Source organism: Okeania sp. SIO2C9 (assembly GCF_010672455.1).
Classification (GTDB): Bacteria; Cyanobacteriota; Cyanobacteriia; order Cyanobacteriales; family Microcoleaceae; genus Okeania.
The window spans coordinates 1-14,465 of record NZ_JAAHGO010000130.1 but is presented as its reverse complement, the minus strand read 5'-3'; the positions used below and the strand labels follow the sequence as shown (position 1 = coordinate 14,465).

General features: G+C 41.2%; 4 protein-coding genes. All 4 read left to right on the top strand.

All coding sequences use genetic code 11. The annotated features are described in order from the left end of the window. A partial coding sequence (locus tag F6K23_RS38270; protein WP_293166110.1) for a phosphopantetheine-binding protein occupies window positions 1-1,021 on the top strand: 1,021 nt, incomplete at its 5' end. Beyond that, the gene (locus F6K23_RS38265; protein WP_293166108.1) at window positions 1,021-7,896 is read left to right on the top strand and encodes an SDR family NAD(P)-dependent oxidoreductase; all 6,876 of its coding nucleotides are present in this window, start codon (window positions 1,021-1,023) and stop codon (window positions 7,894-7,896) included. The genes F6K23_RS38270 and F6K23_RS38265, both read left to right, overlap by 1 nt. After that, on the top strand, window positions 7,893-11,369 hold the full coding sequence (locus F6K23_RS38260; protein WP_293166106.1) for an amino acid adenylation domain-containing protein: 3,477 nt from the start codon (window positions 7,893-7,895) through the stop codon (window positions 11,367-11,369). The genes F6K23_RS38265 and F6K23_RS38260 overlap by 4 nt, the downstream gene beginning before the upstream one ends. A 2-nt stretch (window positions 11,370-11,371) precedes the next feature. After that, the coding region (locus F6K23_RS38255; RefSeq protein ID WP_293166104.1) for an amino acid adenylation domain-containing protein at window positions 11,372-14,465 on the top strand (3,094 nt) is incomplete at its 3' end.

The window sequence follows — 14,465 nt, the reverse complement described above, 5'->3', positions numbered from 1 at the left end:
GTTTGTAGCTCTCAAAGAAAAACATCCAGAAATAACTCATGTACAGATACGTTTACAGAGGGGAAGGGAAAACAATGAACTGACCAAATATCGCTATAGCGTGCTGTTGCACATAGAGGCACAACCAGCAACGGTAATAGAACCCCCAGTAGAGAAGGGGGCAGGTATGAATTATGAAGACATTGAAGCATATCTGAAGCAAAAACAACCCCCAGCAATCTGCTTTAGTGGTGTGGTAAATGGTCGAGTGGAGAATGATGTTCTTGGGGTGGAGTTACTCTCAGCAACAGAGGAAATTAAGAATGTGCAGCAGTTGAGGCAAAAATTACAGGAGAAGGAAGTTAATGGCATTGACCCGGAAAAACTACATGAGCTGAGTGAGTCTTTAGGATATTCTCTAGAGTTGTGTTGGGCAGCACAGGGTGGTGCAGGATGTCTGGATGCGACGTTTGTGCGCAGTGAGCTAGCTAAAGAGGGGATGGTGTTAACACCGCTAACTCAAAAATCGGTTATTGGTGGTAACTGGTCTGGTTATGGAAATAATCCTTTGGCTTCTCAGACAGCTAAACAACTCATACCGCAGTTGAGGGAGTATCTGGAGTCGAGGTTGCCAGAGTATATGCTGCCTTCTGGGTATGTGGTGTTGTCCCAATTGCCACTGACACCGAATGGTAAATTAGACCGTAAGGCATTGCCAGCACCAGATTTTGCCAATAGTCTGTCAACGGAGTATGTAGCTCCTGAAACGGAGACAGAAAAGGTATTAGCAGAGATTTGGAGAGAAGTGTTGGGAATAGAGCAAATAGGTATACACGATAACTTCTTTGATTTGGGTGGGCATTCTTTGATGGCAACTCAAGTTCTGTCTCGTGTGCGACTGGCTTTTGGGATAGATATACCCCTAACTACTTTGTTTGAAAGCTCTACCATAGCTAAACTAGCCGAAAATTTAGTTGAGGAACAGTTGGAGCAAGTAGACAGCAATATACTCGAACAAATTTTAGCTGAGGTTGATGGATAATGAATGATATTAAAAAACGTCTGGCCAATCTTTCGCCAAAACAACGGGAACAGGTATTGGAAAAGCTGCGACAGCAGCAGTTGCTCCCAACTTCAGAAGGTCAAGCTATTCCAGTGATTTCTAGGGAACAAGAAATTCCTTTATCCTACAGTCAAGAAATGATGTGGTTTTGGCATCAGCTATTGCCAGATAACCCTTTATACAACGGTATGTTGAGTTTAACCTTGGAAGGTATTCTAAATATAGCAGCCTTAGAGCAAAGCCTCAATGAAATAGTCAAGCGACACGAAAACCTACGGACCAATTTCCCTTCCGTAGATGGAAAACCCATACAAGTAATTTGCCCAGTCACCAAGATAAATATATCAACAATAGAATTACAATCATTACCAGAAACAAAAAAATCGGCTCAACTTAAACAACTAGCCACCACTGAAGCCGAAAAGCCATTTGACCTAGAAAAAGACCAAGTGTTGCGTGTCACTCTAGTACGACTCAGCCCAGAAACCCATATATTAATGTTAACCATGCACCACATAATATATGATGGTTGGTCGATAGGAATATTAGCCTCAGAACTATGTAAATTGTATGAAGCTTATACTCAAGGAAAACCCTCCCCATTATCAGAACTACCCATTCAATATGCCGACTACGCCCACTGGCAACGACAGAAACTCACAGGAGAGGTATTAGAAAAACATCTGAGCTACTGGCGACAAAAACTAGCAGGAGTGTCCCCTGTATCCTCCCTACCAACAGACCGCCCACGTCCAGAAGTGCAAAGCTTCCAGGGAGGAGCAGAAAAATTTCAACTCAATCAGAACTTGACACAAAAACTCACGCAACTAAGTCAGGAGTCAGGTGGAACATTATTTATGACTCTGCTGAGTGCATTTTTTGTCTTACTGTATCGTTATAGTGGAGAGTCTGACCTAGTAGTAGGTTCAGCAATTGCTAACCGTAACAGAGTTGAAACTGAGTCCTTAATTGGTATGTTTGCGAACGTCCTGGCACTTCGTTCTCAGTTTTCAGATAACTCTAGCTTTACCCAACTATTAACTCAAGTCAAACATACAACTCAAGAAGCCTATAAACATCAGGATTTACCCTTTGAAAAGCTAGTAGAGGAACTTTTGCCAGAAAGGAACTTAAGCTACAACCCTCTGGTGCAGGTGGTATTTAACCTCGTAAATGTAGCATCAATGAACTCTTGGGATTTACCAGGATTAAGGGTGACTAAGAGGGAAGAAGATATCAGCACTGCTAGAATGGATTTAGAAGTGCATCTGTGGGAAGCAAAATCAGGTCTAGAAGGCTATTTTGTTTACAACACAGACCTATTTGACAGAGCAACCATCACTAGGATGATGGAACATTTCCAAACCCTACTAAAAGCAATAGTAGCTAATCCCCAACAAAAAATCTCAAAACTCCCTCTAATAACAGCAACAGAACAACAAAAACTTCTGCAAGAATCACAGCAAACGGAAAAAGATTATCCAGCAGACAAATGTATCCATCAATTATTTGAGAGCGTTGTTGAAAAATCCCCAGATGCAGTAGCCTTAGTATTTGAAGACCAACAACTAACCTACTCCCAACTCAACCAAAAAGCTAACCAACTGGCCTACCATCTATTAAGTCTAGGCATAACCCCAGAAATACCAATAGGCATATACATAGACCCTACTATAGAAAGAATTGTTGGTTTATTAGCTATACTCAAGGCAGGAGGAGCTTATGTACCATTAGACTCCAACAATCTACAGGATTTGCAGTCAATTGGAGTAATATTAACCCAAGACCACTTGAAATCAGAAATTCCTGACTCCAATGCTCAAATTCTCTGTCTAAACACCGAGTGGGAATCAATAGCCAAACAAAATACAGACAACCCAAACACACCAATCACGGGTCACAACCTCGCCTACATCCTCAATAAAATCTTAGTAGAACATCACAGCATAACTCAACGTTTACAGTGGCTACAGGAAACTTTAGAAGTCACAAACCAAGACATCCTGCTGCATAAAACCTGTCTGAGTCAAGATGTAGCTCTTCTAGAAATAGGTTTACCACTAATAAGTGGTGGAAGTGTAGTAATAGCTGCTAATGACCAGTCCAAAGAATTACAGAAATTAATCGCCCAGCACAAAGTCACCATAGTTCACCTGTATCCATCAGAACTACCCACCTGGTTAAACACAACTAACTCGGTAAGATCTCTCAACAGTTGGCGATCGCTTCTTTGCAGTGGAGAAACCCTATCAACAGAAATAGCCCACAAATTTCTCCAAAGCTACCCAGTTTCATTACACAACTTCTACAGCATACCAGAAGCAGCAGGAGAAATCACCCACTGGTCTTGGTCAGAAAAACCCACCAGAGAAAACGTACCCGTAGGCAACCCTGGTCGGTTATCAGTTTATTTACTAGACCAACACCAAAACCCAGTGCCCAAAGGAGTACCAGGAGAAATCTATATTGGAGGTTCCAGTTTAGCCAGAGGTTATCTGCAGCAACAGACATCACTCGAATTTATAGAACACCCCCAATTAGGAAGACTATTCCCAACAACAGACATAGGTCGTTATCACAACAAAGGTGATCTAGAAATAGTAGGTAGCAAACAACGGCAGACATGGCTAAAAGGGAAGCGAATAGAACTAGCAAACATAGAAACAGCCCTATTATCAGCCCCCGGAGTAGAACAAGCTTATGTATTAGATCATCAAACATTTCTGGTAGCTTATGTCGTGGTTGCTGGAGTCTGGAACCCGAAACAACTACACTCCCAAATACAACAGCAGTTACCCCCATACATGATGCCGGTAGCTCTTGTTCCACTGTCGAGTTTACCGTTAACCCACAAAGGAAAAGTAGACGAAGTAGCGTTAGCACGTTTCCCAGTAATTGACGATAACGTAGTGCAACGATGGGAAACACAACTAAAAGCATTGCCAGAAATAGAAAAAGTAGCAGTAGTAGTGCAACAGAAAACATTAAAATTACCACCATTGCACATATCAGACTTACTGCCATCAGAACAAATCAAACTGCCGAATCATGTTGCAACTCCCGTAGTAGAAAAATCATCTCCAGACACACAACTAAAGACCAACTCAACATCCCAAAAACAAGCCATCAGTGAAGGAGAAGCAATCAAGTGGCCAGAAAATGCACCAACTACATTAGCACAAGCATTAGAACAAGCAGCAAAACAGCACCCAGATCAAAATCTCATCTATATCCAGTCAGAACAAGAAGTAATCACTCAAACCTATAGAGAGTTGTGGGTAGAAGCTCAAAGAATATTAGGAGGGTTAAGGCAATTAGGATTGAAACCTACTGACAAAGTAATCTTTCAACTAGAATCAAATCAAGACTTTATCAGTGCATTTTGGGGCTGTGTGTTAGGAGGGTTTATACCAGTACCAGTATCAATACCCCCTAGTTATGACAAATCTCACAGTACCCTAACAAAACTGGAAAATACTTGGAAAATGTTAGGACAACCTCTAGTACTCACAGATAGGAAATTAGCTCCATCAGTGAGTGGATGGTCCCAACGTCTGAATCTAGGTAAATTCGAGGTACAAACCATAGAAAAATTACGTGACGCTGAACCAGACAGCAACTTACATAGCACTCAACCAGAAGATGTAGCAATTTTACTCCTAACATCAGGCAGCACAGGGATGCCAAAGGCAGTGATGCAGAGTCATCGCAGTTTATTAAGTCGTAGTGCAGCAACAGCACAGATTAACAATTTTACTGATGAAGATATTTCCTTAAATTGGTTTCCTCTAGATCATGTAGGGGGAATAGTGATGTTTCATATCAGGGATGTGTATTTGGGATGTCAGCAAATTCATGTACCAACACAGGAGATATTGCAAGCACCGACGCGGTGGTTAGATTTGATGTCTGAATATCGGACAACAATTACCTGGGCACCTAACTTTGCTTACGAATTAGTAAATCAGCGTTTAGAAGAATTAAACCATCCCGATCAACCAAGCACCAAGTCAATATGGGATTTATCTTCCATGAAATTCTTACTCAATGGAGGTGAAGCAGTTGTCGCCAAAACCGCCAGAAAGTTTGTCAAACTACTGAGTAAATGGAAATTACCAAAAACAGCCATGCACCCAGCTTGGGGGATGTCAGAAACTGCATCTGGTGTAGCCTATTCTCATCAGTTTACCTTAGACTCAACAGATGATGGTCAGAAATTTGTAGAAGTAGGGTCTCCCATTCCTGGATTTGCCATCAGAATAGTCGATAATCAAAACCAGATAGTCTCAGAAGAAACAATAGGACGGGTGCAAGTAAAAGGAGCATCAGTTACATTAGGTTACTATCAAAATTCAACTGCAAATCAAGAAGCTTTTACCGCAGATGGTTGGTTTAACACAGGAGATTTAGGCTTTCTCAAAAACGGCAGTTTAACAATTACCGGCAGACAAAAAGACGTAATTATTATCAACGGATTAAACTACTACAGCCATGAAATAGAATCAGCAGTAGAAGAATTACCAGAAATAGAAGTTTCTTACACCGCAGCTTGTGCTGTGCGAGAAACTAACAGCAATACCGATAAATTAGCCATATTTTTCAATAGTGAAAAAACCGAATATACAGAGTTATTAGCCTTATTGAAAACCATCAGAGAACAAGTAGTCAATCGCATGGGAATTAATCCAGATTATTTAATACCCCTAGAAAAAGAATTAATTCCCAAAACTTCCATAGGTAAGATTCAACGAACTCAAATGAGTCAAAAATTTGCCACAGGGGAATACCAAGAAATCTTAAAACGGGTAGATTTAATTACCGAAAATACTAATACAATTCCTGATTGGTTCTATCAAAAAGTATGGCGGAAAAAAACAGGAAATTCTCAACCACAAAAACTCACCAAAGATGAAGTGGTTTTAGTATTTATAGATGACTTAGGATTAGGTCAAAAATTCTGCCAAAAATTAGAACAAAATTCTCAAGCTTATGTGCAGATAGAACTAGGAGAAACCTTCAGTAAAGTCAATAACAATCATTATATAATTGCTCCAGATGAGAAAGAATACTATCAACAATTGTACCAAGATTTAGGAGCAGAAAATCTCCAAATAGGAGCAATTATTCACCTGTGGCATTATGATAAATATAGTCTCGAAATTACTGACACAGAAACTTTAGAAAGAGCACAAAAAACAGGAATTTATAGCCTTTTATTCCTTCTACAAACTTTCGGTAATCAGAACCCAGATTATCCAGTACGATTACTGTATATTGCCAATAATAGTCAGTCCCTCAATCCCAAAGAAGCAATTGCATATCAAAAAGCAACAGTACCAGGTTTATTGAAAACTATTCCCCAGGAAAACCCCCATTGGCATTGTCGGCATCTAGACCTACCACAAGAATCATTAGAAGTCAATAGCGATCGGATACTTGAGGAATTAACTATTGATGCCAAAGATTCAGAAGTTGCTTATCGAGATGGAGAGCGTTGGGTATCAGGTTTGGAGAAAATCGACCTGCCTTCAAAACCCAAACAACCGTTACCATTCAAAACAGGAGGAACTTACATTATTAGTGGTGGTTTAGGAGGAATAGGAGTAGAAATTGCCAAGTATCTCCTGGAGCATTATCAGGCTAAACTATTGTTGTTAGGTCGTACCGCTCTACCAGATAGTAACAGTTGGAAAATTTATTTACAGCAAGGGGGTAAACTAGCAGAGAAAATCAAAGCTTACCAAGAATTACAACAACTAGGTGGTGAGGTGATTTATCAAGGGGTAGATATTGGCCATCAAAAAGCAGTGCAGGAGGTAGTACAGCAAACTTTGTCTGAATGGCAGGTTCCACAATTGGATGGGGTGATTCATTTGGCAGGGTTGATGCAGGAGCGTTTACTCATGGAGGAAACACCAGAGAGTTTGGCTGAGGTGTTACGGCCTAAGCTCATAGGTACTTGGGTGTTGCATCAATTGCCAGAATTGCAACCAAAGAGTTTGTTTATCAATTTTTCCTCAATTAATGGTTTCTTTGGTGGCACAACAGTGGGAGCTTATGCAGCAGCTAATAGTTTCTTGGATGCTTTTTCTTACTATCAACGTTATCAGAGTCAGTTAAACAGCTATTGTTTAGCTTGGAGTATGTGGGATGAAATGGGGATGAGTCGGGGTTATCAGATGAAGCAGTTAACTCAAGCTAAGGGTTATCTAGCAGTGGGATTATCTCAAGGTATGTCTTCACTGTTAGCTAGTTTATGCCATGACAAACCTGACTTGATAGTGGGTTTGGATGGTGGTAATTTTAATATCAAAAGGTTGACCTCTACTTCCGATAGTCTGCAACAATTAACAGCTTACTTTACTACTAACGGTAAAGGTAAACCAAATGTGAGTGTTCTGGAGCGCCAGGTACAGGATGCGGTGGGTAAACCTAGTAGTTGTGCTGTGGTAGAGTTGGCTCAAATGCCTTTGACTGAGGATGGGAATATTGACATAGGTTTACTTTCTCAGAGTAATTTGGGTCGTTCAACTCAAGAAAGGGTAAAGCCCAGGAATGAGACGGAGCGTCAAATTGCTCAAATTTGGCAGGATTTGTTAGGGGTATCCCAGGTGGGTATCTATGATAATTTCTTTGAGTTGGGGGGCAATTCACTGTTAGCAACTCAGGTTATTTCTCGAGTACAACAAGCATTGTCAGTGGAGTTACCTATAAGTAAGCTATTTGAAAATCCTACTATTGCTCAATTAAGCACTGACCTTGAAGCGATGGATGACTATATAAACTTATCTCTAGTAAAACGACTACAAACTGCTTCTGATAATCAAGAAAAACGGGAGGAAATCGAACTGTGAAAACACTAGAAAAATTTTTAGACGAACTCGCTAATCAAGATGTCAAATTATGGGTTGAAGAAGAACGCCTGCGCTGTAATGCTCCAGAGGGAGTATTGACATCAGATATACGGATGCAACTAAGCGATCGTAAGCAAGAAATTATCAATTTTTTACAACAAGTTAATTTAAAGACAGACTCCAAGCAAAACCAAATTCAGTCTATTGAGAGGAATGGCAATCCTCCGCCGTTATCCTATGCACAACAAAGGCTATGGTTCCTAGAAAAAATGGCCTTGAGTAGCAACGCCTACAATATGCCATTAACCCTACATCTAGTAGGTAAACTAGACTATTTAGCCCTAGAAAAAAGTATCAACCAAATCATCACTCGCCATGAAACCCTCAGAACCACCTTCAGTGAAATCAACGGCACACCAGTACAAATAATCAAACCCCCCTTTGAACTACAACTACCCAAAACAGACCTAAGTGGGTTAACACCATCAGAAGCTACCACCAAACTCCAACAACTACTCCAACAAGAAAATGAGCTTTCATTCAATCTGGAAGTAGACCCCCCCATACGTGCTCAGTTGATAAAACTAGAAACAACAGAACACATACTGCAAATCACATTACATCACATAGCCAGCGATGGCTGGTCACTCACAGTATTACCAAAAGAACTCTCAGCTATTTACACTGCCACACTGGAAGACAAACCATCCCCATTACCCTCACTACCCATACAATATGCCGACTTTGCAGTTTGGCAAAAGAACTACTTACAAGGTGAAACCCTTGAAACCCAACTCAACTACTGGAAGCAAAAGCTCCAAAATTTACCTCAATTACAACTACCCACAGACCATCCCCGACCCCCAGTTCAAACTTTTAATGGAGCAGGTATACCCATAAACATACCAGCAGCACTAACATCAAAAGTTAAACAACTGACCCAAAAGCAGGGAACCACCCTATTTATGACCCTGTTAGCAGCCTTCAAAGTATTACTATCTCGTTACAGTGGTCAAGAAAGTATAGCAGTAGGTTCACCCATAGCTAACCGTAACCGCAGTGAAATAGAAGGATTGATAGGTTTCTTTGTCAACTCCCTAGTCATGTACACAGACCTGGGAGGAGACCCTAGTTTTACAGAAGTATTAAACAGAGTCAAACAAACAGCCCTAGAAGCTTATGGTCACCAAGACATACCCTTTGAGAAATTGGTAGAAGAGTTGCAACCAGAAAGGTCTCTATCGCAAAACCCCTTATTTCAGGTGATGTTTGCCGTTCAGCAGGAGGAGATATTAAAACCATCCTTCAACTTACCTAACTTGGAAGTAAGTTGGTATGAAGAGCTAGAAGTTGAGATGACAGTGCGGATGGACATGGAATTCCACCTGTGGCCAGCAGGAGAAGAAATCAAAGGATTATGTGCCTATAACCGAGACTTGTTTGAAGCCGAAACTATTAGCAGGATGGTGTCACATTACCAAAACTTGCTCTCAGTAGCAGTAGAGACTCCAGAAAAACCTATTAGTCAGTTGCCATTAATGACAGAGCTAGAGCGAGACCAGATACTGCTGGAATGGAACAACACAAAAACAGATTACCCAAAAGACAAATGTATCCATCAGTTATTTGAGGAACAAGTTCAGAAAACCCCAGATGCATTAGCAGTAGTATTTGAACAACAAAAGCTGACCTATTCTCAATTAAATAGCAAAGCTAATCAACTAGCACGTTACTTGCAAAAATTGGGGGTAGCTCCAGAAACCCTAGTGGGAATATGTGTAGAGCGTTCAGTAGAGATGGTAGTAGGTTTGTTGGCCATACTCAAAGCCGGAGGAGCTTATGTACCATTAGACCCCAGTTATCCATCAGAACGTTTGGCTTATATGGTTTCTGATGCCCAAGTGTCCGTATTACTGAGCCAGGAATCATTCTTTACATTATTACCAGAACATCAAGCTCAGATAGTGTATTTGGATAGTAATGAAAATCTATGGTCTGACTGTGCTCAAGGCAATTTGAGCAGTGAAGTCAAACCATCAAACTTGGGCTATGTAATTTATACCTCTGGCTCCACAGGTAAACCAAAAGGAGTGGCCATGAATCAAGGCGCTCTGGTGAACCTGCTCCATTGGCAACATGAGGAAACAATAGTTGCTCAAGAGGCAAAAACTCTACAATTTGCCCCCATCAGCTTTGACGTATCCTTCCAAGAAATATTCTCCACCTGGTGTGATGGGGGTACTCTGGTGTTAGTATCTTCAGAGCTGAGGCGTGACCCGTTAGCATTGATGGAGTTCTTAACTCACAACCAAATAGAGCGACTATTTTTACCCTTTGTAGCTTTGCAACAGTTGGCCTCAGTGGCTTCTCAATGCCAAAATTTGCCACAACTGCGTGAGGTGATAACAGCAGGAGAACAATTGCAGGTGACACCAGACCTATTGGAGATGATGAAGCGACTACCGAACTGTAGACTGCAAAATCAATATGGACCATCAGAAAGCCATGTAGTTTCTGCTTACACATTACAAGGAGATGCCGATAACTGGCCGAAACTTCCCCCCATAGGTCGTCCGATTGCTAACGCTCAACTTTATGTTCTCAGCCGTGAGCAACAACCAGTGCCAGTGGGGGTTCCAGGAGAACTTTACATTGGTGGGGTATGTCTGGCAAATGGTTATCTGAGGCGCCGAGAACTCACAACCGAGAAATTCATTCCCAATCCTTTTGAGAACTCAAGAGCCACAAAATTATATAAAACAGGAGACTTATGTCGTTATCTAGCTGATGGCAACATAGAAATTTTAGGGCGCCTCGACCACCAAGTCAAAGTGCGAGGATACCGGATAGAAACTGGAGAAATTGAAGCCTCCCTAACTCAACATCCTATAGTCAAAGAAACAGTAGTTGTCGCCACAGAAGACAACCTAGGTAATAAACGTCTAGTTGCCTACCTAGTGCTAGAAACCAAAACCCCAGCTAGCTCAAACCCAAAAGTATCAGAGATAGAACAAATAGACACAGTGAAACAGTATCTGAAAGAGCGGTTGCCAGAGTATATGATACCGAGTGGGTTTGTAGTGTTGTCACAACTGCCACTGACTCCCAGTGGTAAGCTAGACCGTAAGGCTTTGCCTGTACCGGATGTGGCTAGTAGTGTGTCAACGGAGTATGTAGCTCCTGAGACGGAGACACAGAAGGTTTTAGCAGAAATTTGGGCACAAGTGTTGGGAATAGAAAAGGTAGGAATACATGACAATTTCTTTGATTTAGGAGGACATTCTTTACTGGCAACTCAAGTTGTGTCTCGAATACGACAAGCCTTTGATATAGAGTTTCCTTTAAAGAAAATATTTGAATCTTCTACAGTGGAAAGTATAAGTAAATATATAGATGCCTGTATTTGGGCAGCAAAAACACATCCAATTTTTCAAGATAACACATCTAACAAACGTAATCAAGGAGTTCTCTAGATATGAAACAAATGCAAATGATAGAAGAGTTTTTATTTGAGCTTCGCAACCAAGATATCCAACTTTGGCTTGAAGGAGATCAACTACACTATAGTGCTCCTGAAGGAAAACTTACACCTACATTGCTAGCTCAACTGCGGGAACGTAAAGAAGAAGTCCTCAGTTTTTTGTACAGTGCCAAACAATCTGTATACTCACAGCAGTCTCAAATAAAACCTATTGAGCGGAATGGCAATCCCCCACCATTATCCTATGCACAGCAAAGGTTATGGTTTATTGAAAAAATGGCCTTGAGTAGCAACGCCTACAATATGCCATTAGTCTTACATCTAGTAGGGCAATTAGACTATATAGCCCTACAAAAAAGTCTTAACCAAATCATCGCTCGCCATGAAACCCTGAGAACCACCTTTAGTGAAATCAATGGCACACCAGTACAAATAATTAAACCCTCTTTTGAACTAGAACTACCCAAAAAAGACCTAAGTGGGTTAACACCATCTCAGCAAACCAGTAAACTACAACAACTACTCCAACAAGAAAACGAACAAATATTCAATCTGGAAGTAGACCCCCCCATACGGGCTCAGTTGTTTCAACTAGGAACAACAGAACACATACTGCAAATTACATTACATCACATAGCAAGCGACGGCTGGTCACTAACAGTGTTACCCAAAGAACTCTCAGCTATTTACACTGCCATACTGGAAAACCAACCATCCTCATTACCAGAGTTGCCCATACAATATGCCGACTTTGCTGTGTGGCAAAAGAACTACTTACAAGGTGAAACCCTCCAGACCCAACTCAACTATTGGAAGCAAAAGCTCCAAGACTTACCTCAACTACAACTACCAAAAGACCATCCCCGACCCCCAGTTGAAACTTTTAATGGAGCAGGTATACCGATAAACATACCAGCAGCAGTAACATCAAAAGTTAAAGAACTCACCCAAAAGCAGGGAACAACCCTATTTATGACCCTGTTAGCAGTATTCAAAGTATTGATGTCTCGTTACAGTGGTCAAGAAAGTATAGCAGTAGGTTCACCCATAGCTAACCGCAACCGCAGTGAAATAGAAGGGTTAATAGGTTTCTTTGTCAACTCCCTAGTCATGTACACAGACCTTGGAGGAGACCCTAGTTTCACAGAAGTATTAAACCGAGTTAAACAAACAACTTTAGAAGCTTATACTCACCAAGACATACCCTTTGAGAAATTGGTAGAACAGTTGCAGCCAGAACGGGCACTATCGCAAAACCCTTTATTTCAGGTAGTGTTTGCCGTTCAGCAGGAGGAAATCTTAAAACCATCCTTCCGCTTGCCTAACTTAGAAGTGGGTTGGTACGAAGGAGCTGGAGTAGAGATGACAGTGCGGATGGACCTAGAGTTACACCTGTGGCCAGTAGGAGAAGAAATCAAAGGATTTTGTGCCTATAATCGAGACTTGTTTGAGGCAGAAACGATTCAACGGATACTATTACATTATCAAAACTTGCTATCAGCATTGGTTGAGACACCAGAGCAACCTATTAGCAAGTTGCCATTAATGACACAGCCAGAGCTACAGCAGATACTGGTAGAATGGAACAACACCACAACAGATTACCCAGATGACAAATGTATCCATCAGTTATTTGAAGAGCAGGTCCAGAAAACCCCAGATGCAGTAGCAATAGTATTTGAAGAGCAAAAGCTAACCTACTCAGAATTAAATCGCAAAGCCAATCAACTAGCCCATTACTTGCAAAAATTGGGAGTAGTACCAGAAACTAGAGTGGGAATATGTGTAGATCGTTCAGTAGAGATGGTAATAGGAATACTTGCCATACTCAAAGCAGGAGGAGCTTATGTGCCATTAGACCCGAATTATCCAACTTCGCGTCTCAATTACATGGTAGAAGATGCTCAACTACCCATCATCTTGACTCAAGAAAAATGGCAACATCATCTACCTCAAACAACAACTCAAGTAATATGTCTGGAAGCAGATATACCAAACACAGCAACTTCAGAAAACCTAAAAGTATCAATAACATCAGAGCATCAGGCATACATGATGTATACTTCCGGCTCAACAGGTCTACCCAAGGGAGTGAACATCAGACATCAAGGAGTAGTACGACTGGTAAAAAATACCAACTATATTAACCTCACAGAAAAAGACATATTCCTACAATTAGCACCCATATCCTTTGATGCAGCAACATTTGAAATTTGGGGTAGTCTACTCAACGGAGGAACCCTGGCAGTAATGCCACCCCATCAACCCTCCCTAGGAGAAATAGGAGCAGCAATTAGGGAAAACCAAGTCACAACCCTATGGCTGAGTGCAGGATTATTCCAACTAATGGTAGAAGAGCAACTAGAAAGCTTACTCCCAGTCAAGCAACTATTAGCAGGAGGAGACGTATTATCAGCCACCCATGTGCAGAAAGTAGTAGAAAAACTGCCAGGATGTCAACTAATCAACGGTTACGGGCCAACAGAAAACACCACATTCACCTGCTGTTTCCCAGTTAAAGCTGATAGTAATCTAGAAAAATCAGTACCTATAGGTAAGCCAATATCCAATACACAAGTATACATCCTGGACTCCCAATTACAACCAGTCCCCATAGGAGTGCCTGGAGAACTTCATATTGGAGGAAATGGTTTAGCAATAGGGTATCACAACCGCCCCGAACTCACAGCCTCCAAATTTATTTCCAACCCTTTTGATAAGTCACAAGCCACAAAGTTATATAAAACAGGAGACTTAGCACGTTATCTACCAGATGGCCACATAGAATTTATTGGTAGAATAGACCACCAAGTAAAAATCAGGGGATATCGAATAGAAACAGGAGAAATAGAAGCAGTCCTCAGTTCATACCCAGGGGTCAAAGAAACAGTAGTAGTAGCAAGAGAAGACAACCCAGGAGACAAACGCCTAGTAGGATACATAGTAGCAGAAACTCAAAGCACAACCACCAGCAACCCCGAACTATCAGAAACCCAAGTAGACAGTTGGCAAGACATATTCAACCAACAAATCTACGACCAGCTCAGTGAAGTCACAGACCCTCTATTTAACACTAGAGGATGGATAA

Excerpts from the sequence above, each read along its gene's own strand:
- F6K23_RS38265 (WP_293166108.1), top strand. The coding sequence starts at position 1,021 with ATGAATGATATTAAAAAACGTCTGGCCAATCTTTCGCCAAAACAACGG.